The following is a 22,769-nucleotide window of genomic DNA, read 5'->3' on the forward strand; positions in this document are numbered from 1 at the left end:
GATTCAATAAAAGTGCACGACATTTTTCTCTAAACTCCACTTTAGGATGATATTTTGTCCCTTCCCGCAAGGTAATTAGTTCAGATTCTATCAGGTCAATATGTTTTTCTTTTCGGCTCATGGCGCCAATATAATAAATCTAATCTAAATTTGATTGATTACTTAATTAAAATAATAGCTTTTTCAAGTCATTCATTTTCAAACATCTGACCTTTGGAAAAGCAATCTTTTGAAGAGCTTTAAAGTGTTTGTCGTGAGTAATTATATAGTCTGCTTGGCAAGCAATTGCACAATCAACAAACTTATTATCATCTCTATCTATGACAATCAAATCCCAATAATAATATGGAGTTATCAATAGAGAATTCTTTAGATTTGGTAACATTTCAACAACATTGTGTGCTAAATTTGGAGAATAAAAATCCCCAATAACTTCCTCATACTCTTCTAAAATTTCAGTTGTAATTCCAAACTCAAAAATACCTGAGCGTAGCCCATCAAAAAGCCATCTTGTTTCTGAAAGTTTTGGAATACTTACAAGTGTGTCAATTACTAATCTCATCAATGAGTGTATTTCGTTCGTTTATGTGCATTAAGTGCTTTATCCAAGTCTTTTTGGGTAAGGCCTCTTGTCTCCCAAATCTCATCCATTTCTTCATCAATTTGTTTAGCAAAATATTCAGCTAATAGCTGCTTTATTTCTTGTTCTTGCTTACTATTCAGTTGTCTGTCAAAGATTTTTAACATAAACATCTGCATTGAGTTCAATTTTGTAACTGCTTCCATCTTAATAATTATTTTTAATCAATGGTTCTAACTTTTTCAAAGTATAAAACTTACTATCAAGTATATAGCTTAATGAATAGACTTTTAGAATCTGCTTAAACTCTTTCAAATGGTAACGATAAACTACATGATATAATTTCTTGTCTTCTCCAAAAAAGTAATTTGGATGTCCATCTATCTCCCACTTTCGTAAGATTGTCTCCTCTTTAATGTATTTTTGCTTCATTATTTAATACTTTCGCTTGCAATTTTAATCACAATTTTATCCTATTGCAACAAGTTCTTAAAAAGAATGAGTTTTTATCAAATTTTAAACCGCTTCACGTTAAACAACTGTTAATCAGTTGATATAATGAATGAAGCACTTCGTCCAATTATAAGTTGCACGGAAAAAACTCCTACCGTTCCTTGCTTTTGTCCGCGTCGGCGGTCCGATCCAAACCAAGAATAAATAGAGCATTTGTAACACGGCAAGCGCCAATCAATCTACCAACTAGCCTTCAACGCCGTTTTCCTAAAATTGCAAAACCGTACCCAAAAGAAGGTTTATTGGTTGTTTTTCGTAAATTTGACCTTGGCATTTCTTACGATTCAGCGCATTTCTAACCCTCTTCAAGATGAAAAAACGGCTCCTTACCTCCTGCCTCACCACATTCTTATTCGCCCTCTACCTGACGGGTTTTTCACAAACCGACCGAAACGGAGCAGGACCTGACACTCCGCCGAAAGCCCTGAAACCCAAAATACAGCGAATCGGCATTTTACTTTTCAACAACTTTGAAACCCTGGATGTGTTTGGCCCGGTAGAAATATTCGGTCGATTGAAAGAATTCTATACCATCGAATTTTACTCGTTGGAAGGAGGAATTGTGTCGAGCACCCAAAATGTCAAGATTGTCACGGAAAAATTTCGGGAAAAAGACTCGTTGGATATTTTCCTCATTCCCGGCGGTATGGGAACGCGAAAAGAAGTGTCACATGAAGCGTTGATTTCCAAAATCAAAGAGCTTTCCTCCACCTCTACTTATACCCTAACGGTTTGCACCGGCTCTGCACTGTTGGCCAAAACGGGTCAACTGAATGGAAGGACAGCCACCTCCAATAAACGGGCTTATGATTGGGCCATATCGCAGGGAGAAAAAGTAAAGTGGATAAAAAAAGCACGGTGGACCATTGACGGCAAGTTTTATACCTCTGCGGGAATATCGGCAGGTATGGACATGACCTTAGGTTTCATACGTGATGTACACGGAAGTGATTTGGCCCGAAAAATAGCGTACGAAATTGAATACACCTGGCAGGAAAACAAAGAGGTAGATAACTTCTATTTGCAGGATTTGAAATAAAAATCAGCGTATCAGTTATGGCCAATACGCTGATAGACAAAGTAATTAAAGGATATTATTGAACCCGATCAAACACAAACAAATCCACAAATACCCATTTTCCTTCTTTTTGATTTCCACGTTGAATCACCAATTGATTTTCAGAGCGTTTTTCGTAAATAATCCGGATAGAGCCATCCTGTTTTTCAAAAAGCGCTTGGTCTTTTTTGGCTTCAATAAAGCGATATCGGTCCGAAATCTCTTTCTCTTCCACACTAATCAATCCCGGTTTAAAGTGCTTCACCAGTACGATTGGGCCTTGTTCGGTCTGTTCAAAAATCAGCATTTCGTACATCGTCACTTTATTGTCGCGCATCATACGCATAAAGCCCGTGAGGTTGTCGCCTACGGGTGCAGCCCAAAATGCTTCAATAGGGCCGCCGTTAAAGGTACCGAGCCAATGCCCTTTCATAAAAGCAACATCAGCCAACAAAGCCGTTTTCTGTGAAAATCCTGCAACTCCTATCATCAGAAATACAGCCATAAGAAATGAAACAAAGCGAATAGAACGAAAGCGCATAAAATGGTTTATTAAATTGTGTAAATCGTAGGATGTTAAAATGACAGTATAAGACTCTCAGTCCATAAAATTACTTTTACCTTTACAACTAACTGCTACGAGATAAAGTCAACAACTTTTGAAAGTTTGGCAGCAATGATTCCTGACCTGATTCACTATTCTTTTCAATCACCTATGAATAAGCCGTTTATTCAACTTTTCCTCTTTATTTTCATTTCTATCAACGTTAAAGCGCAGCAAGCCAAAGAAATCAAGCGTTTTCAGTTGCCTGAGGTAAAACAGGGTGTCGCTGTTGATGCAAACCATTTTTATGTCATCAATAATACGTCTATCACCAAACACACCAAAGCCGACGGGAAACAGGTGGCAGCGTGGAAGGATACGACAGGTTTGTTGAAACATATCAATGCGGGCATCGTGATTGGCAATAAGTTATACTGCTCCCATTCCAATTACCCCGACAAACCCATGGCAAGTTCGATAGAGGTTTTTGATAAAACCACCCTCATGCCTATCGAAAGCCATAGTTTTGGTCTTTTTCCGGGCTCACTTACTTGGATAGATTTTCATCAGGGACATTGGTGGGCTGCTTTTGCCAATTATTCGGACAAAAATTCGGACGGTGGTCGCGACAATCGTTGGACTACGTTGGTCAAATTCAATATGCAGTGGCAACAATTGCAATCGTGGGCATTTCCTCCGAAAATTCTGGAAGCTTTTGCCCCTAAAAGCACTTCCGGTGGCGCCTGGGGAAAAGATGGGTTGCTTTACTGCACCGGCCACGATAAACCTGAATTGTACGTTCTCAAATTACCCGTGCGGGGCTCTATTTTGCAATATGTCAAAACCATTTCAACGCCAAGTGAAGGCCAAAGTTTTGCTTTTGACCGAAGTACAAAAGACAAATTTGTCCTCTACGGCATTACCCGCACCGATAACTATGTCGTCGTGTCGTCGTTTGAATAATTGAAGCGCTTCGCCAACATCAGCGTCATCATCCACAATAGCCCCTGAAAGTGCGAGAGTTGAATTCATAACAGAACCACAATAAGGGAGGATTGAAACAGCAATTATTATCGCTTGGTAACTTTTTTCGATTCCTTTTGCAAAAGAAGGAATTATTTGGCATACTTGCACAACAGATTTGGCGGTTATACCCTGATAACGTTGTATAACCGCCATAAATTCTTAAAATAACCAGTGTGTGGCGATTATACACTCGTTAGTGGAAATCGCAAGAGAACTCTCGTTAGTCGTAGTTTATAACTGCGACTCAGAATAAGCAGAGTGTTTGTAACACGGGAAATGCTCCAAAAGTCGCTGTTTAGTTATCAAAACTTCTTGAGTTTGTGTAGTTTTACTGCAAGTACTGTAAAAATCAAATCGTCAATTCCTGCAAAATAGTACGCAGTGCTACCAAGTCTTTCACATCGGAGCAGGTCAATAACAGTTTGTTTTTGAGGTCTTTTAAGGCAAACCGGCGGGGATTGCGCTGAATGTGAGCGAGTACGTGACCGAATTTGTTGGATTGGAAGAAGGCATCGTTGCCAGTCGTGACGATATAGCCCTTGAGGGTCTGGTTCTTGAGAGTCAATTTTTCCATAAAAAGCGCTTCGGCCATCCACCTGATTCTTACCATCTCTATCAACCCTTTCACTTCCTCAGGGAGGGGACCGAAGCGGTCTGCAACACCATCGCCAAACGCACGTAACTCATCCTCACTACCGATGTTGTCCAGACGAGTATATAACGACAAACGTTCCGAAATATTTTTCACGTAGTAATCCGGAATCAAAATAGCCAAGTCGGTTTCTATCTGACAGTCGGTTCTCGTGGCCTCCACGGCATCTCCCAAATCGAATAAATCTTTGAAAGTCGTCTGTTTTAACTCCTGTACTGCCTCGTCCAAAATCTTGTGGTACATCTCATACCCCAAATCATTGACAAAGCCGCTTTGCTCGGCTCCGAGCAGGTTTCCGGCCCCGCGAATGTCCAGATCGCGCATCGCTACTTTGAACCCATCGCCCAATTCGGAGAATTCTTCCAAGGTCTGCAATCGCTTACGGGCGTCAGAGGTAAGGTGCGAAAGCGGCGGAGTCAATAAATAACAAAAAGCTTTACGATTGGAGCGCCCTACGCGTCCACGCATTTGGTGCAGGTCCGACATTCCGAAATAATGCGCCGAATTAATGATAATCGTGTTGGCATTGGGAATGTCAATTCCTGATTCAATGATGTTGGTACTGACCAATACATCGTATTCCCCCTCAATGAATTTCATCATTACTTTTTCCAGCTTATCCCCTTCCATTTGCCCGTGCGCCACGCCAATGCGGGCTTCGGGCACCAATTTCAGGATGATATTACCGATGGAATCAATGTCATTGACGCGATTGTGGACAAAAAACACCTGCCCTCCCCTTGCCAACTCATAACTGATGGCATCTCGGATAAACACCTCATTAAAGACCTGCACCTCAGTCGTAACAGGCTGACGGTTAGGCGGTGGCGTACCAATGACCGATAAGTCGCGAGCGCCCATAAGAGAAAAATGCAGCGTTCGTGGAATTGGAGTGGCAGTAAGCGTTAATACATCAATATTCACCCGCAATTCTTTGAGTCGGTCTTTGACTTTGACCCCAAATTTTTGTTCTTCATCAATGACCAGCAATCCTAAATCCTTGAATTTAATGTCTTTATTCACGATTCGGTGCGTGCCAATCAAAATATCAATCCGTCCCGATTCAACATCTTTCAGGATTTCTTTGATTTGTTTTTCAGATTTAAAGCGGTTGATGTATTCCACTCTTGCGGGGAAATCAGCCAAACGTTCGCTGAAGGTTTTGTAATGCTGCATCGCCAAAATTGTGGTCGGCACCAATACCGCTACCTGTTTGCTGTCGGTAACGGCCTTGAAAGCCGCCCGAATTGCCACTTCCGTTTTTCCAAAACCCACATCACCGCACACCAAACGGTCCATGGGATTAGGTTTTTCCATGTCTTCTTTCACATCCGCCGTAGATTTGGCTTGGTCAGGCGTATCTTCGTAAATGAAAGAAGATTCCAACTCTGCCTGCAAGTACGTATCGCGGGAGAACGCAAAACCATTGGCCGAACGGCGCTTAGCGTAAAGCGCAATCAATTCCTGCGCAATGTCCTTGAGTTGGCGTTTAACTTTCGATTTCTTATTTTCCCATTCCGGCGAGCCCAACTTGCTCATCGTCACCACACCGCCTTCTTTGCCCGTGTATTTGGCGATTTTGTGCAAACTGTGGATGCTCACGAACAAAATGTCATTGTCGCGGTAAATCAAACGAATCGCTTCCTGTTCTCTTCCACCCACATCCACTTTTTCCAAACCCGCAAAACGCCCGATTCCGTAGTCCACGTGCGTCACAAAATCACCCGCCTTGAGCGACTTCAACTCCTTTAAAGTGAGTGCCTTCGACTTACTGAATTTCTCTTTGATGTGGTATTTATGAAAACGGGAAAAGATTTGGTGATCGGTATAGCAAACTATCTTAAGTTGTTCATCCACAAACCCTTCCCGCAGCGATATGTTCAGTGGTCGAAACTTGACGTACGGGTCCAATTCGTCAAAAATTTTCTCCAACCGTTCCAATTGCTTGGGCGATTCGGCAACAATCACATTGGTAAATCCCTGCTGTTGTCGCTCACCCAAATCATCAATCAGTCGTTTAAAATCTTTATTGAAAGAGGGTTGCGGCTTAGCCCCCCATGCCCCCCGATGGGGGAGTTTATCATTTTCCCCTTTGGGGATAAAGGGGCTATAAAATCGCTTCCCAAACTCAACCGTTTTAAAAGTCTTGATTTGGTTTAAAAATCCCCGTCGGGTTTCAAACATCTCGTCCGGCTCCTGAACCAACTGAATGTCACCGCTTTTCACATTGACAAAAGCCTGTTCTGCTTTTTCAAAACACTGTTCAATCACTTCCAGCGTAAGCTCTACGTCTTTAAACCAAAGCAAGGCATTGGAAGGGAGAAAACTCAAAAATGACTCGCGGGTTTCTAAGGTGAGTTTACTTTGAATATCCGGGATAATATTCACCTGCCTGACACTCTCCACGGAAAGCTGCGTGTCGGGATTGAACGAACGAATGCTTTCTACTTCGTCGCCAAAAAGTTCGATACGGTACGGATGCTCACTGGCGTACGAAAAAACGTCAATAATTCCTCCGCGTACCGAAAACTGCCCGGCTTCATATACAAAATCGTTGATTTCAAAATCATACCCCAATAGAAACTCTCGCAAAAACTGCGCATCCAACCGTTCGCCAACTTTCACCGTAAAGGTGTTTGATAACAACGAACGTTTGTTGATTACCTTTTCAAACAATGCCTCTGGATAGGTGACAATCAACAGGTTATCCGCCGCCGTCACGTTGAGTTTGTTCAGAATTTCGGCGCGCATCAATACGTTGGCATTCTCAATTTCCTCGTAGTGATACGGCCGTTTGTACGAAGTCGGGTAGTACAGTATTTCCCGATCTAACAGATTTTGTAAATCATTTTGAAGGTACGCCGCTTCTTCGCGGTCGTTGGTAACAAACAAATTCAGCCGAGGCAAATTTTGATAAACCGCCGCCGCCAACACCGCATCCAAACTCCCTGCCAAGCCTTTTACCTGCACACGAGGCTGTTGACTCGAAATCTGATTGACAATGAGTTGAACGAAGCTATCGCTCGAATACAGTTGAAGAAAGTCTTGGGTAGAAAGCATTATCAGTTCACAGTAGGCAGTTTACAGTTGAGAGACCGCGACAGCAGTCCCAACCGTATTACCTGAATTATTGTAATAGAGAAATTAGTAAACAACAAAAGGCCGACGAGGGGTTTTCTCTCATCGGCTCCAATAAGACAACAAAATTAGCAGGAAATTGATTTAAAAAAATCAGAATGAAAATCGTAATCCACCCGTAACATTGACTACCCCTACGTTCTGTTTAATATCAACCAATTGATTCAGAGCAGGAAACCCTGTGGTTGTTACCTGATTATTTACATTTTTAAATGTGGTACTTATCAAACTCGCATCGGCATTTACCACCAGGGCAATGCCTCCGGCAATCCCTACGTTGAGCGTAGCCCCGGCACCATACGCCAAATCAGAGGCTTTTTGAGATTGCGTTTGAATACGAATATCAAAGGTTTGAAAGCGCCCCGTTGTTACAAAAGCCGGGCTGTTTACCATCGCATAGCCCACCAATAAACGTCCTTCCAACCCCAAACCATTGCCTCCCAAGCGCAGGGTTGGGCCAATCATCGCACTCATTACATTCCAATGATTGGCTGACTCGACGACCGGGTTGACTACATTGTATTGATTTTGAGCAATTAGTATAATTCCTTCCTGACGGGTTTTATTTTGATTGTAGGAACCTCGAACGGCAATTCCCAATCTTCGGGTGGGATAAAAAGCAAGAATTGCCTGCGCACCGATACCATCCCCGGCGAGTTCTCCCCGTGTTTCCCCAAATACTTGGGTAGCCAACTGACGTACAGAAAGACTTTTTCCACCAGCGATATTAAAAGAGAAACGGTCAAAATCCTGAGCCTGAACAGTACTGATAGTCATTCCTAAAAAAACAATCACACATCTTCCGATACGAATCATAAGCATTTTTAATTTTTTAAACACAACGACAATTTAGGGTGATAATTGCAAAAAAGGAAATCCAATGACTTCCTGATTATTATTCGGCCATTTTTTTACAAAAAAGCAAAGAAAATCCCTGAATATGGGTTTTATTTGCTCACGCCAATTTTTTTCTATTTCCCAATGACGCTCATTCCTGCTTTTCAAAAAGATGAAGCTCTGCTTCGGGACATCCAATCTCAAACGAATATCACTGACGGCTTTCGGGTATGGTGGTTGGGACAAAGCGGTTTTTTAATTCAATGGAAAGGCCGCCACTTATTGTTTGACCCTTATTTGTCAGACTCACTCAGTCTTAAATACGCCCAAACAGACAAGCCTCACGTACGCATGAGTGAGCGGGTCATAGATCCGTCTCTTCTGAAAAGCATTGATGTTGTCACCTCTTCCCACAACCATACCGATCATTTGGATGCCGATACGTTGCTTCCCCTTTTGGCAGTCAATCCTACGATTCAGATGATTATTCCCGAAGCCAATCGAGCTTTTGTGTGTGCCCGTCTGCAATGCGCGCCCGAATTCCCTATTGGGCTCAATGACAGTCACCATGTAGAAGTGGGCGGTTTTAAAATCTACGGTGTTCCTGCGGCTCACAATGCCCTCGAACGTGATGACCGGGGACAATGCAAATTCATGGGATTTGTGGCCGAGTTTGGCAACTATCGTGTCTATCACTCCGGGGATACGCTTTGGTACGACGGAATCGTAGAGATTTTAAAACCTTTTGGCGTGGATGTCGCCTTTTTACCCATCAACGGTAACAAACCGGAGCGCCGCGTAGCCGGAAACCTAAACGCGGAAGAAGCCGCACGTCTGGGCAAAGAAATCGGAGCAAAACTCGTCATTCCGCATCATTACGATTTGTTTGAATTTAACACCGAAAACCCTACACTTTTTGAAAACTACGCCAAGCAGTATGAAACACCTTATCGGGTTTTGGGGATTGGAGAGGGAATACATGTGGAATGACGAGGGCAGATGGGGTCGCCCACGGTCTGCTGCTGCGCGGGGCGATGTCGAATTAATACTTCAAGCTATTTTTTAGAGACTTGTGTATGCTCGTGGCTACACAAGTCTTTGTAATTTACTCAAATCAACATTTTTTAGTGTTTGAGTAGAACGTTTTAATTTAGCTTGTACTAATTCTTCAATCGAAGAATATTCGCCTTTTTTGTTTTTTATTTCAGCTTTATTGATTGTCGTTTTCATATAGCAATTTTAATAGATTATTTTGGTTTCTCAAAGAAATAACGAAAGCATCATAATTTAGGTTCTTAACAAAAAGTTCCGGGTTGTTCCCGATAAGTCCATACACAGTAAAAACTTTTTCAATTTCCAAGAGTTCTCTTGACATAATGATTCTATACAGTCGAGTTCTTTCCGGTGTGCTTCCCTCAATATAAACCATTTTTGAAGGGTATTTTTCAAAAAATCGTAATACTATTTGAATAACTGTTGCCATCACCATCTCCATATCATCATTATTCGTTATTGATTTATCACTATATGAACCATCAGGAAAGGAATCTGCCAAAGCCAAATTATAGAGAATCGGGTTATCTTCAAAAGGAGTAAATACAACAACTTTTTTTACGGTTTTTAGCTCACTAACACTTTCAAACTCAAACCAAAGGCACTCATTATCAAGTTGATATTTATAAAAATTTTATCTCATTTATATTCAGGTAAATTTCCCTAAGCAACAACCTTAATTCACACTCTTCTCCAAGCTCTCAAAATTCATCATATTCTGACGTTCTTCTTTTTTGCGGATGCCGAAGTTGTAGAGAATGTTGAGACCGATACGCCGGGTATCGCCTTGCCGGAAACCCGAAGCTGAAATACTGCCTTGTTTGAGGGTAAATTGGTTTTTGGAAGTATAAAAAATATCGTTGGCTGAGAGTGTCACCGTTAGTTTTCGGTTAAAGAATCGTCGGTTGATGTTTACGTTCAATGAACCAAAATTACTCAATTCAAAAAACTGCAACTGCCCCTTTAGGCGAATAAAGCCATTGAGACTGAGGGTAGAACGAGTGTCCAACTTTAGCGTGTGGAAGGTAAAAATAGACCATGAGCCTCGCTGAAAACTAAGGGGTTTGCCTTCGTAAAGTCCGTCGTATTTGTTGTGGTTGTACTGTGTACCGACTACAAAGAAATATTTTCCACCGGGCGGAATCGCTCCTATCAAACGAAAGTATGTTTCCTGATTTTTCCCAAGGTTATCGTACGTACGATAGGCCAAACTGGGGTTTTTAGCGTCCTGATATACTACATTTGTAAAAATATCGCTGGTGTAGTTACGTCCTATCGCAAAGATAGGTCGATCCTGCACACTGATATTGACTTCTATGTTTTGGGTGAATTGAGGACGCAACGTGGGATTACCTGTCTCATAAAGATACTGATCCAAATAGCGCGGAAAGGGATTCAAATACTCATACACAGGCCGCGTGATGGAACGACGATAGACGGCATAACCCCGTAATTCATACCCCGCAATCTTCGCTACTCGTCGACTCAAAAAGATGTACGGAAACAAATCAACTCGTCTAATATGGAAAGAAGTATCGCCGGGCGAACGCTGATGACCGTCCATGGAAGTCGTTTCGAGGCGCGTTCCTACCTTGAGAATGAAAGCATCAATGGTTTTGGAAGCCTGCACGTAAGCAGCGTTTATATTTTCGTCGTATTGAAAAGTTCGCGTCCGAAACGTATCGGGTTTTCGAGTCGTTCCCATTTGACTAAAGTATTCCGTGTCATTGGTAAACCGCTGAACCGACGTTTTCAGACCTGCTTCTATGGTTAATTTATGCGGTAATTGATACTTCAAATCAGTACGGGCTGTAAAGGAATTTCGATTGCTGTTAATATCACCATCACCGCCGATGCTTGCTCTGAACGGCTGTATGAAATTAGTGCCAAATACCTGTGTACCATTGTTTTGAAAAAAGCTGTATGTTACATCAGCCGTAAGTTCAGAACCGATGGTATCTATCTTGTATTTGGCCGATACATCCTGATTGAAAGAGAAAGCGCGGGTATCGTTGCGCAGCGTATTTATATTTTCTGTAACGAGTACATTCTCGCTTATTCGCCTGATTTCATTGTGATTATCGGCAAATGATTCAAACTTATTGAAGGTAATGCGGTCGTCAAAACTGATTTCCCACTTTTTAGAAGGGGTAAACCCAAATCCGAACCCGGTATACAAAGTACGCCCGGGGGTAGTTGTAAATGAACGTTGACTCAAGAGTGAATCGGGCGAAAAAGGGCGGTCGGTTTGTACTTGGTCGTAGGTATTCCGGCGATTGTAATTGAGTGTAAGGTAAGAAGTTCGGTTGCCCGTGTTATTGTTGATTGTTCCTCCAAAGAATTGATTTCCGTAGCGTCCTTGGTTCAATCCGGCGCTCAGGTTTCCCGTAATTCCAATTTTGACGCCTTTTTTCAATACGATATTTACCACTCCCCCGCTCCCACTGGCGTCAAATTTGGCTGAAGGCGTACGTAAAATCTCAATCTTGGCAATGCTGTTAGGGGGAAGGTTCTTCAAAAGGGAAGCCACATCGGCTGAGCTCATTTTTTGTTCACGGCCGTTGATGTAGATAGTAGCCGGTGACGAACTGCTGATGTACACATTGCCGTCCTGATCCACAAAAAGACCCGGTATTTTTTCCATAATCTCCATTGCACTTGTACTGATAGCAGCAATAGGCTCGGGATCAACGATGGTCTTGTCGTCTTCCTGCCGCATCAATGGTTTAGGAGCCGTAACAACCACCTCGTTCAGAGTTCGTTTATCGGCTTCCATCACAAACACAAAGGAAATCAGGCTGTTAGTAGGCGAAATACCTTTTTTGAGTGTTTTAAAACCAATGGAGCTTGCCTCCAGTATGTATTGTTTTTCATAAACTATACTAAACTTAGCAGTTCCCGAGGTATCAGCAATGTTATACAGTTTTTTGGTAGAATCAACTCGTTCTGCCAGCCTTAGCGTTGCCCCAATGACGGGGTTATTGGCTGCATCGGTAAGTCGAATTGTGATGGATTTCGTTTGGGCAAAGGAAAAAGTGGATACAAAACTAAAGAAGAAAAGAACGACTAATAAAGGGGTGAATTTCATGTTGACTATTAATGCGTTTATAGTTAATCCGGGGCTATCGGTGTCAATTTTAATAGTTGGTGTGTTCGAGTTCTTATACTTTTTGTCAATTGTTCATCATCTACTAAGTGTTTGCCATAAGATGGTATCATTTCTTTGAGTTTCGTCATCCATGCTTCTGATGCCATTTCAGTCTTGAAGCATTTATGCATGAGTTCAAGCATGATAGACACTGACGTCGAAGCTCCCGGCGAAGCGCCTAACAAAGCGGCGAGCGTCCCGTCGGCCGAAGCAACTACCTCAGTACCAAACTCAAGCGTTCCTCCTTCCTCTTCGTCTTTCTTAATCACCTGTACTCGTTGACCCGCCACGGTCAACTCCCAATCTTCGGCTTGGGCATTGGGAATAAACTCCCGCAAGACCTCTATTTTATCTTCAAAACTGAGCATTACCTGCTCTATCAGGTACTTGGTAAGCGGCATATTATGAATACCTACACTCAACATAGGCAAAATATTATCCACCGTAAGCGACAGAGCCAAATCAAAATAAGAACCTTCTTTCAGAAATTTGGTTGAGAATCCGGCAAAAGGACCGAAAAGAAGTTCTTTTTTGCCATCAATCACCCTCGTATCCAAGTGCGGTACCGACATGGGCGGCGCTCCTACTTTGGCTTTGCCATATACTTTGGCGTGGTGTTTTTGTATCAACTCCTCATTTTTACAAACTAACCATTGCCCGCTCACGGGAAAGCCACCAAAACCTTCTCCTTCTTCAATATCCGACTTTTCCAACAAACTTAACGAACCGCCTCCGGCACCGATAAACACAAACTTGGCCCGTACCCGTTTCTTCTTATCATTTACCTCATCTTCAACTTTCAAAATCCATTGCCCGTCCTCCTCTTGCTGCAACGATTTCACTTCATGATTTAACAGTACTTCTACATCATGGCTGCCATTCAGGTGGTTGAACAGACTGCGCGTCAGCTCTCCAAAATTAACATCCGTACCCAATTCAATGCGGGTCGCCGCCATTTCATGCGACGCGTCGCGCTGTTGCATCATCAACGGCATCCACTGAGTAAGGGTTTCAATATCGTCGGCAAAGACCATATCCTTAAAAAGATGGCAAGCCTGTAATGCTTTATATCTTTTAGTCAAAAACGACACATCTTCTTTACCCAATACAAAACTGCTATGAGGAATACTGTTGATGAACGATTGAGGACTACTGAAATATCCATCCTCGACCAAATAAGACCAAAATTGCTTGGAGACCTCAAAAGACTCCACGATTTTAACGGCTTTTGAAATGTCAATACTTCCATCCTCGTGTTGAGGCGTATAATTAAGTTCACAAAAAGCCGAATGTCCCGTACCGGCGTTGTTCCAGGCATCTGAACTTTCGCCCGCTACTTTATCCAATCGTTCAAAGATTTCGATTTTCAAGTCGGGCTGTAATTCTTTCAAAAAGACAGCCAACGTAGCGCTCATAATACCGGCACCGATAAGCACTACATCGTAATCAACTATGGGAGCATCGTTGTGGTTAAACATAAATATATAGCTAAAATGGGTTGAGTAATCGGTTCATTACTGCCGCTGCTGCAATTGAGCCCGAATCTGATTGGCAGCATTCAGGTCTCCTTTACGCTCATACGCCAATGCCAGATACGTTGCCGCGTCGCGGTTGGCAGGGTCTTGGTTCAGTACTTCGTTGAGCATAAAAATGGCGTTGTCGTTTTGGTTGAGATTGATGTACGCCACCGCCATTGTAGTCATCGCACCCAAATACTCAGGAAAAATCTCCAATGCTTTCTGACATTCCTGAAGTGCTTCGCTGAATTTACCAACGTTGACGTACGCATTGGCTAAATACAACCTCACGACTTCATTGTTAGGGTCTATTTGACGGGCTTTTTCCAGATAAGGAATCGATTCGGGTATTTTTCCTTCCTTAATCAGTTGAATCCCCTGAAAATCATCCTTACTCAATCGCTTTACAACGACACCAATAGGAATCCCGTTGACTTCAATCTTATGAATAGTGCCCGCAGGAGGAAACACTTCACCGTTGCGAAAATGGCTGGGTGTGAGGTGACCTGTTAAAAATACGCCGTAATCCCAGTCGTGTTCAGATCGTTGATAATAACGGCGATAGGCTAATTTCAACTTAGGATATTCCGTAAAATAGTCTTTCAAAGGCACAAAATAATCGCTGGCAATTTTAATGCTGTCTTTTTCAATGTTCGGAATATTTTTCTTCATCCAATCGGCAATCTCGCGCGTACTTCCTCCAAAATAATCAGTTTCGTATTTACCGAATGCCCCTTTCATTCCACCCGTTAATTCGTTGTAATAGGTATACTGATACGGATGATTTTTAACCATAAACCACAACGGTAACGCAATCAATACGGCCAATACACCTGCTAAAACTTTCTGACCAATACCTGAAAAACGGCGAAACAGGTACTCAAATCCTACGGCTGTCAACGCTACCAAAGGCGGGTAAATAAAGGTGGTATGGCGCCAGCCGTTGTAAAAAGCTGAGTTCTTAGAAATACCGTAAATCAGGGGAAACAAGGCTACAAAGGCGGTAATCAGCAAATAACGCTGATTGAAATGTTTGCGAACAAAAGGAAGTATCAATACAAAAATCAACAGGCCCAACAGGAAATAGAGCGGCGTTGACACCATCATGTACTTGGGCACGTAGTACCACGGCAGTGCAGTCGAATAAATCTTTGTACCGTTAAACAGTGTTTTGATACTGATTGGAAAATTCGTCAGTGTTTGCAGCGCAGTCAATGGATTCTTGAACGGATTGGCCAACGCAAACGGCCAAAAAAGAATCCCAAGCAGATACCCACCCAGCGTAGCCGTCAGCGTCTTTACAGCTACATTTGTTAAGACAGATTTATCTCCAAAAACAATTTGTCGTAAGTCTTTCCTAAACAACACTTCCACTCCAACAAAAAACGGTACATATCCCACTAATGCCAATCCTGGCGCACGACTCCCCAGTCCAATCCCAATTCCGGCGATAACCAAAAGCGTTGTTCGCCAAGTAGGTTTTGGCAATTCCTGCAAAAACTTAATCAAAAAGCACACCGTCAAAATATAGCCTGCCGCAAAGGTGATATCCTTGGGATTGTTCATCGAATCGCCAAAAATACGCGGCGAAAACAGCGCAAACACCAACGCCAGCACACCAGCCCGCCAATTGCCGCCCAAAAGTCGCCCAGTAAGACCGCAACCCACCATTATCAGTACCCCCATCAAGGAAAGCAGAATATGCCTTACCGTATAGGGGTCGCTGCCCATAGTTCGGTAGATAGCCGCCGAAATCAAATCAAGCGTAGGGCCATAGCAGTACATGACCTCCCCACCGCGCGGAGCATAAGAGAGCGCGTCTTTCTTTTGACCCAAACTGGTGAAGTAGTCCAAACACAGTTCGCCGTAGGCTTTATTACCCCATTCATCAGCCGTAATGCCGTATTGGGTACTCAGCAAGGGCATACCAATAAGCAATACCAGTGCTATTCCCCAAAATATTTTTCGAAAAAGAGCATTATTAACTATGGGTATTTTGGGGGATTGAAGCGGCTCACCCGAAAAGCTTTCTTGCGATAAAACGGAAACGGGTGCAAGCTCAACTTGCTGTTTTTGAGGAGTTTTTATGGGCTGAAGAGTCCCCTTCTTGGATTTTGACATAACCACGCTAATTGGAAAACAAATCAAATGTAAGGCGATATGGCGAATATCTCCAAAACTGTGCCAAAAATTAAAAAACACTATCTTTGCGAACTGTCAGTAACGGAACGGGGAAAACGGATAACGAACCGGAAATTATGGACTGAAAACTGCTAACCATTGCCCGTTGACAATTAAACCAATGATTCAATCACTTATTTTTTCACTGCTTCTCTGGATTTGGGACAATCGTTCTTTTGATACGATTTCGCGGAGCAATCGCGCCAAAATCGAAGGGCAAGTGGCTTATCAGGAAAAAAATTACCAAAAAGCATTGGAAGCGTATCAGAATATATCCAACTCCTCACTTTTTGCCGAACCAGAAGCTCGTTTGAATTTAGCCCATGCCTATTTCCAGTTGAAACAACTGAAGAATGCCCGTCATTATTATACCCGATTGTCAAAAGTCAAAAACACCTTCCTGTCATCCAGAGCCTACAATCAGTTAGGAGTCATAGAAACAATTGACAAAGACACGGTAGCAGCATTGCGTTATTTCAAAGAAAGTCTGCGTCAAAACCCGGACAATCAAAAAGCGCAGTATAACTACGAGCTTTTGAAGAAAACATTCAGCGGAAAAGAAGACATTGCCAAAACAAAACCAACGCCTCAAAAAACTGAGCAAACGCCTACTCCTTCACCGGCCCCTAAAACTGCTCAAGAAGTACAGAAGACCGAGGAAAAGAAAAACTTATTAAATCAATTACAAAATATGAAAATGAGCGAAGCCCAAGCCATGATGATATTAGACGCGCTAAAAGCTTCCGAAATTCAGTATTTACAACAACAAAAACACCGTTCATCAGCGTCCGATGACGCAGGCAAAGGGAAATGGTGACGAGTTTACAGTTGCGGGGTCGCCCGTGCGGCAGTTTACAGTTAGTACTAAATCACCGCCCGGGCGGTGCCAACTTTTATGGACCCCGTCATTCACTAAATCACTAATTCACAATTCACTCACTCATTCAAGTGCAAACATTAACGCAAACCAATTTTCAATTTCCCACCCAAACGGGATTTTACCGCGGAAAAGTCCGTGATGTGTATAGCTTTGAAGACTGCGTCGTCATGATTGCCAGTGACCGTATTTCCGCTTTTGACGTGATTTTACCACGTGCTATTCCATATAAAGGACAGGTATTAAACCAAATTGCCGAACATTTTTTACGAGCAACTGCTGAAATTGTACCCAATTGGCTTTTGAATGTTCCGGACCCCAACGTAAGCGTCGGAAAAAAATGCAACCCTTTCCCCGTTGAAATGGTCGTGCGTGGCTACTTGGCAGGACACTCGGCACGGGAATATAAACTGGGAAAACGGACCGTTTGCGGAGTTAACTTACCTGAAGGTTTGAAGGAAAATGACAAACTTCCAACTCCGATCATTACCCCCACTACCAAAGCCCACGAAGGCCACGACGAAGATATATCACGGGAAGAAATCATCGCTCGCGAAATTGTCTCTGAAAAAGACTACAGTCAACTTGAAAAATACGCATTGGCCCTTTTTGCCAAAGGAACTCAGATGGCAGCGGAGCAGGGATTGATTTTGGTCGATACCAAGTATGAATTTGGTGAAAACGAAGGCGTCATTTATTTAATTGACGAAGTCCATACCCCTGATTCATCGCGCTATTTCTACGCCGATGTTTACGAAGAAAACCAACGAAATGGAGTATCGCAAAAGCAATTATCAAAAGAATTTGTTCGCGAATGGCTCATTGCCAACGGGTTCCAGGGAAAAGACGGGCAATCCGTACCGGAAATGTCGGACGAATGGGTTGCACAAATTTCAGCCCGCTACATTGAGCTTTTTGAAAAAGTGACCGGAAAACCATTTGTGAAAGCCGAATCTCAAGATATTTTAGCCAGAATTGAAGAAAATATAAAGCGTTCGTTATTTTTGTCGTAACCAAAAAACATACTCTTTTACTCAAAAAGCCGTTAATTGTTATTTGTTAGCTGATTTTCTCCGTCTAACCTATAACTTTTGACTTTTTAAGCCCATGAACCATAGCATTCAAAGACACGAGCAATATGCCCTCGTCAACGTTCAGGAAAGTGATTTTGGCGGTGAAGTACCCACTGACTTTGAGGTCGTTTCCCGTAATTTGTTTCGGGAAGGTTTTCACAACCTGATTATTGATTTTTCGACTGCCGAAAATATCGACAGCGCAGGAATCAGTATTCTCAAAAAAGTAAATATGCTCTGCTCAAGAGAGTTAGGACTGATGGTATTGGTGTCTGACAATGACGATTTTGTTGACCAATTGATTGAAGGTAAAATCCGGGATGTGACTATTCTTCCAACAGTAGAGGAAGCGATTGATGCCGTATTTATGAACGATTTAGAAAATGAATTCGGTGCCGAAAGTGACGACTTCAATGACGACGACATGGACGCAGACGGCTACACTCAGAGCGAAAAACCTTAATGCATTTTTCTGTAACGATATTGGGCGCCGGTTCTGCCACGCCCATGCTTGGACGACACCCTTCTTCGCAGTTACTCACTTACGAAAACGAAACTTTTCTGATTGACTGCGGAGAAGGAACGCAATATCGGTTGCTCGAACAAAAAATTCGTCCAGGGCGACTCAAAGCTATATTTATCAGCCATTTGCACGGCGACCACTATTTTGGTCTGATTGGCTTGATTTCCAGTCTCAATTTGGGCGGGCGTACCGATGATCTTTATTTATTTGGTCCCCGAGGATTGGACGAAATTCTGACGATTCAATTCAAATATTCTCAAACACCTCTGCATTTTCCGATTCACTTTACGGTCACTGATACCACCATTTCTTACCAACTGTTTGAAAATCAATTTTTCACGGTTCATACCATCCCCCTTGATCATCGTGTACCTTGCGCAGGCTTTTTATTTCGGGAAAAACCGCATAAGCGCAAGCTTATCAAGGAGAAACTCGTGGAAGACATGCCATACGATTACTTACGCCAACTTAAAAACGGGGAAGATGTGTTGGACGAAGCCGGTAATCTGTTATTTAGTTTTGAAGAGTTCACCCTCCCTGCTCCCCCTCCCCGCAGTTATGCTTATTGTTCCGATACCCGATACGATGAACGCATAGCCGGTTGCGTACAGGGTGTTGATTTACTGTACCACGAAGCCACTTTTCAGGAAGATTTGGCTCACCAAGCATTTGAACGCTTCCACTCTACCACCCGCGAAGCTGCTACCGTTGCCCAAACGGCTCAGGCAGGCAAGTTATTGATTGGGCATTTTTCTTCCCGTTATAAAGAAGTTGGCGGTTTTCTAAGTGATGCCCAATCCATTTTTCCAAAAACCGAAATAGCGGAAGAAGGGAAAGTATTTATGGTGGAAGCTTCCATTTAGCTATTTTACCCGCAAAACATGCAATCGTTGACGTCTGAGATTGTACGAAGGAAAGCTCAATTGCTTACAAAGCAACCCTAAAGAAGCGATTCCACCCGCGATAAGCGTTGATTTTGGGTCAAATTGCACCCGAAATTCCATTCCTCCATGGTATTTGAATGTGTCACTAAGAAAGAAAAGCCCTCCTGCTACCGGCAGCATATACGCCCCCTGCGTCACCCACGGAATGCGACGATACACGCGTATTTTACGAACTTCCCGAAACTTGATTTCGGTATATAAATTTTCGTTAAGGATATTGTTAAAGTTGGAAATGGTAAACGAACTGTCGGAGATAGCAGTAATACTTTCACGTTGGCGTTTACGACCATTTTTTAATTTAAAGCTCAATTCATCACCTACAAAAAAACGATGGCGTTTGATTCTTCCAAATCGATATACATCCAAAGCCATATACCTGCCATCGGCCAGTAAATAGGTTTGATTTTGAGGGTTTTTCTTGAGGAACAATTCCTTATCAGTTAAAACTTGCTGAGCCGGTACCGAATACCCGCAAGTAAGCAGAAAAAGAAGTGTGAAGATTTTCATCATACCGTAACTCGTTTTAGGTATAACGAAGAAAACAGATTTTGCGTTAATAAAAAACAAAAAAAGTGACAGAACTTTCGTCTTGCCACTTTTTGTAAATTTAAAGAGTTTGATTGGAATTAGGCATGTGAAAAAGCCGGGTTAAACAATCCAACTTCTTTCGCATCCAACATAGATTCGCCCATGAGGAATTCATCTACTTTCCGAGCGGCTTCACGTCCTTCCGAAATAGCCCACACCACCAAAGATTGTCCACGACGACAATCGCCAGCGGCAAATACTTTCTCGACGGACGTACTGTAGCTGTTTTCAGCCGCTTTGATATTTTTCCGTAAATCCGTTTCGATACCAAATTGTTCAATCAACTCCTGTTGCGGATGTACAAAACCTGCCGCAATCAGTGCTAAGTCACACGGCACAACGCGCTCATTTTCAGTGATTGGTGCCTTGCGTCCGTCTTCTAGGGTACGCTCTCCCGTAATATCGGCAATGCGTAAACCTGTCAAATTCTCACCGTCTCCAACGAATTCCTGCACGGCAATAGCCCAAAAACGTTCGCAGCCCTCTTCATGTGAAGTGGAAGTACGTTTGGTCAACGGCCAATTCGGCCACGGGGTTCTTTCATCGCGAACTTTGTAGAAAGGCTGCGATTTGTCATCGTATTTAGGCGCGGGCATTACTTCAACCTGAGTAATGGTTGTCGCTTTATGACGGTTGGAAGTTCCAACGCAGTCAGAACCGGTATCTCCTCCCCCAATCACAACCACGTGCTTATCCGTAGCCCAAATTTCTCCGTTTTTATATTCATCACCCCGATGGTCTTTTACGCGATCAGTATAAGAGACCCGTTTATTTTGCTGACTTAAAAACTCCATCGCCGCATGAACTCCTTTTCCATAATAAGCCTGCCATCCCGGAATGGTGATATTACGCGGCTCGGTAGAACCGATGGTCAACACCACTGCATCAAAATCCCGTAACAAATCTTCGGCAGTTAAGTCCACGCCTACGTTGACATTGGTTTTAAAAGTAACTCCTTCGGCTTTCATTACCTCTACACGACGGGATACAACAGTTTTCTCCAGTTTAAAATCGGGAATACCGTAGCGTAACAAACCACCGATTTGGTCAGCTCGTTCAAACAAAGTAACCCAATGACCTGCATAATTAAGTTGCGCGGAGGCAGCTAAACCTGCCGGTCCTGAACCAATGACTGCTACTTTTTTACCGGTACGTTTTGAAGGTATACGCGGTTTTACATACCCTTTTTCGTAAGCCGTTTCAATGATTGATTTCTCAATGAATTCAATGGCTACAGGAGGTTTATTGATTCCCAACACGCACGACGCCTCACAGGGAGCGGGACAGATACGTCCCGTAAACTCGGGAAAGTTGTTGGTACTGCTCAAAATCTGATACGCGTATTCCCAATTTCCCTCGTAAACGGCATCGTTAAATTCAGGAATGATATTTCCCAACGGGCAGCCGTTGTGGCAAAAAGGAATTCCACAATCCATGCAGCGAGCTGCCTGGGTTTTAGAGCTATCTTCGTTTCCGATGGGCTCAATTTCTTTATAATCTAAGCGGCGTTCTTCAACACTGCGTTTGGCCGGCAACTCACGGCCGAATTCAATAAATCCGGTGGGTTTTCCCATTTTTATTTCGTGTTTTGCAATTTAGCGATTGGTAAATAAGCTTTTATAAGTATCCAAATCTTTACAAATCCCTTTTTAATTTATCTATATCAAAATGACAAGTCCATCTGAATCGCTCATGTATTCCTTAAAGTCAATTCTTTTTAAATGACTATCTTTACTAATATCAAAAACCTGATATCCATAAGTTTCCAAAAAGGTCAGTATATCTTTACTCGAATAATCAAAGCCTGCTAACACTTTTTGATTAATTTCAAAAAAATAACAGGAGAGAATTTTTGGAGAGTTTTTTTAGCTCCCTTCAATACCAGCATTTCTGCTCCTTCAGTGTCAATTTTAATTATGTCAACTTTAGGTATACGATATTTTTCTATAAATGCATCTATATTAATGACCGGCGAATTAACTTGCTCCTGAATATTTAAAATAGGCGAATTACCAACTGAATTGTACGCATCATCTTCACAAATGTTCAAAAGTATTTCACCCTCATAGTCCGCTATACAACAATTATGGGCAGAGATTTGCGAGGCTTCGTTCAAAGAGATATGCTTTAATAGTTTCTGATATGCATTAGATGCGGGTTCAAATGCATAAATATGATTTTCCGCTTTAATTTTTTGAGCAGCAATCAAGCTATACCATCCAATATTAGCTCCAATATCCAAGACAATACTGTCAACACTCAGTAGTTTCTGAAAGACAAAAAGAATATGGTCTTCAAACTTTCTAATATAAATTCTAAAATCAACGTCCTTATTAAAATCAATATCCAACTTTAAGTTATTATATCGATTAAAAGATATTATCCGAGTTCCGTAAAATTTGACAAGAATTTTTTTAAAATTAATCTATAAAAATCTCCCAGTATCCTTTTTAATTGAAAAAAATAGTTCATAAATAAACTGTTAAAATCTGTTTTTTGGTTTTATAATACTTTCCTT

The 22,769-nt window shown here is 42.3% G+C and carries 19 protein-coding genes and 1 pseudogene; 7 read left to right on the forward strand and 13 right to left on the reverse strand.

Features of this window, described 5'->3' with window-relative positions:
- Positions 1 to 166: 166 nt before the first annotated feature.
- Positions 167 to 562, reverse strand: a complete 396-nt coding sequence (locus tag Q0081_RS23650) for a putative toxin-antitoxin system toxin component, PIN family (protein WP_298359581.1) — start codon at positions 560 to 562, stop codon at positions 167 to 169.
- Positions 562 to 786, reverse strand: a complete 225-nt coding sequence (locus tag Q0081_RS23655; protein ID WP_298359584.1) for a hypothetical protein — start codon at positions 784 to 786, stop codon at positions 562 to 564. The genes Q0081_RS23650 and Q0081_RS23655 overlap by 1 nt, the downstream gene beginning before the upstream one ends.
- 617 nt (positions 787 to 1,403) lie before the next feature.
- On the opposite strand from Q0081_RS23655, the gene Q0081_RS23660 reads away from it, so the two are divergent.
- Positions 1,404 to 2,132 (forward strand): DJ-1/PfpI family protein, encoded by a 729-nt coding sequence (locus Q0081_RS23660; protein WP_298359586.1) that lies wholly within the window; start codon positions 1,404 to 1,406, stop codon positions 2,130 to 2,132.
- A gap of 55 nt (positions 2,133 to 2,187) precedes the next feature.
- On the opposite strand, the gene Q0081_RS23665 is transcribed toward Q0081_RS23660, so the two are convergent.
- The gene (locus tag Q0081_RS23665) at positions 2,188 to 2,655 is read right to left on the reverse strand and encodes a DUF6265 family protein (RefSeq protein WP_298359638.1); all 468 of its coding nucleotides are present in this window, start codon (positions 2,653 to 2,655) and stop codon (positions 2,188 to 2,190) included.
- Between the two features lie 210 nt (positions 2,656 to 2,865).
- Here Q0081_RS23665 and Q0081_RS23670 point away from each other — a divergent pair, with 210 nt between their 5' ends.
- Positions 2,866 to 3,657 (forward strand): hypothetical protein, encoded by a 792-nt coding sequence (locus Q0081_RS23670; RefSeq protein ID WP_298359588.1) that lies wholly within the window; start codon positions 2,866 to 2,868, stop codon positions 3,655 to 3,657.
- A gap of 412 nt (positions 3,658 to 4,069) precedes the next feature.
- Here the strand turns inward: Q0081_RS23670 and mfd are convergent, their stop codons facing one another.
- Positions 4,070 to 7,432: a transcription-repair coupling factor gene (gene mfd, locus Q0081_RS23675; protein ID WP_298359591.1), complete on the reverse strand. Its 3,363-nt coding sequence runs from the start codon at positions 7,430 to 7,432 to the stop codon at positions 4,070 to 4,072.
- A 171-nt stretch (positions 7,433 to 7,603) separates the two neighbouring features.
- Positions 7,604 to 8,326, reverse strand: coding sequence for a hypothetical protein (locus Q0081_RS23680; RefSeq protein ID WP_298359594.1), 723 nt, complete (start codon positions 8,324 to 8,326; stop codon positions 7,604 to 7,606).
- Positions 8,327 to 8,491: 165 nt separating this feature from the next.
- Between Q0081_RS23680 and Q0081_RS23685 the strand changes: the two genes are divergently transcribed.
- A complete protein-coding gene (locus tag Q0081_RS23685) occupies positions 8,492 to 9,337 on the forward strand; it encodes an MBL fold metallo-hydrolase (protein WP_298359641.1) in 846 nt (281 codons plus the stop codon).
- A 96-nt stretch (positions 9,338 to 9,433) separates the two neighbouring features.
- Here the strand turns inward: Q0081_RS23685 and Q0081_RS23690 are convergent, their stop codons facing one another.
- From Q0081_RS23690 to Q0081_RS23710, 5 genes and pseudogenes are all read right to left on the reverse strand, one after another.
- Positions 9,434 to 9,577, reverse strand: a complete 144-nt coding sequence (locus Q0081_RS23690) for a hypothetical protein (RefSeq protein ID WP_298359597.1) — start codon at positions 9,575 to 9,577, stop codon at positions 9,434 to 9,436.
- A pseudogene (locus Q0081_RS23695) lies at positions 9,558 to 10,019 on the reverse strand (DUF6934 family protein); the annotation flags it as partial. The pseudogene Q0081_RS23695 and the gene Q0081_RS23690, both read right to left, overlap by 20 nt.
- A gap of 57 nt (positions 10,020 to 10,076) precedes the next feature.
- A complete protein-coding gene (locus tag Q0081_RS23700) occupies positions 10,077 to 12,488 on the reverse strand; it encodes an outer membrane beta-barrel protein (RefSeq protein ID WP_298359603.1) in 2,412 nt (803 codons plus the stop codon).
- A gap of 23 nt (positions 12,489 to 12,511) precedes the next feature.
- Positions 12,512 to 14,026, reverse strand: coding sequence for a malate dehydrogenase (quinone) (gene mqo, locus Q0081_RS23705; protein WP_298359606.1), 1,515 nt, complete (start codon positions 14,024 to 14,026; stop codon positions 12,512 to 12,514).
- Between the two features lie 36 nt (positions 14,027 to 14,062).
- Entirely contained in the window at positions 14,063 to 16,186 is a 2,124-nt protein-coding gene (locus Q0081_RS23710) for a tetratricopeptide repeat protein (RefSeq protein WP_298359609.1), read from the reverse strand.
- 181 nt (positions 16,187 to 16,367) lie between these two features.
- Between Q0081_RS23710 and Q0081_RS23715 the strand changes: the two genes are divergently transcribed.
- From Q0081_RS23715 to Q0081_RS23730, 4 genes are all read left to right on the forward strand, one after another.
- On the forward strand, positions 16,368 to 17,063 hold the full coding sequence (locus Q0081_RS23715) for a lipopolysaccharide assembly protein LapB (protein ID WP_298359613.1): 696 nt from the start codon (positions 16,368 to 16,370) through the stop codon (positions 17,061 to 17,063).
- 131 nt (positions 17,064 to 17,194) lie between these two features.
- On the forward strand, positions 17,195 to 18,136 hold the full coding sequence (locus Q0081_RS23720; protein ID WP_298359616.1) for a phosphoribosylaminoimidazolesuccinocarboxamide synthase: 942 nt from the start codon (positions 17,195 to 17,197) through the stop codon (positions 18,134 to 18,136).
- A 94-nt stretch (positions 18,137 to 18,230) separates the two neighbouring features.
- Complete coding sequence (locus Q0081_RS23725; RefSeq protein ID WP_298359619.1) at positions 18,231 to 18,659, forward strand: STAS domain-containing protein; 429 nt, start codon at positions 18,231 to 18,233, stop codon at positions 18,657 to 18,659.
- Positions 18,659 to 19,582 (forward strand): ribonuclease Z, encoded by a 924-nt coding sequence (locus tag Q0081_RS23730; protein ID WP_298359622.1) that lies wholly within the window; start codon positions 18,659 to 18,661, stop codon positions 19,580 to 19,582. The genes Q0081_RS23725 and Q0081_RS23730 overlap by 1 nt, the downstream gene beginning before the upstream one ends.
- On the opposite strand, the gene Q0081_RS23735 is transcribed toward Q0081_RS23730, so the two are convergent.
- The 3 genes from Q0081_RS23735 to Q0081_RS23745 form a co-directional block, all read right to left on the reverse strand.
- Positions 19,583 to 20,173: a hypothetical protein gene (locus tag Q0081_RS23735; RefSeq protein ID WP_298359624.1), complete on the reverse strand. Its 591-nt coding sequence runs from the start codon at positions 20,171 to 20,173 to the stop codon at positions 19,583 to 19,585.
- A gap of 116 nt (positions 20,174 to 20,289) precedes the next feature.
- Complete coding sequence (locus Q0081_RS23740; protein ID WP_298359627.1) at positions 20,290 to 21,825, reverse strand: glutamate synthase subunit beta; 1,536 nt, start codon at positions 21,823 to 21,825, stop codon at positions 20,290 to 20,292.
- 233 nt (positions 21,826 to 22,058) lie between these two features.
- Positions 22,059 to 22,676: an FkbM family methyltransferase gene (locus Q0081_RS23745; RefSeq protein WP_336913275.1), complete on the reverse strand. Its 618-nt coding sequence runs from the start codon at positions 22,674 to 22,676 to the stop codon at positions 22,059 to 22,061.
- Positions 22,677 to 22,769 lie beyond the last annotated feature (93 nt).

The sequence above is a fragment of the Runella sp. genome, assembly GCF_027484545.1.
Classification (GTDB): Bacteria; Bacteroidota; Bacteroidia; order Cytophagales; family Spirosomataceae; genus Runella.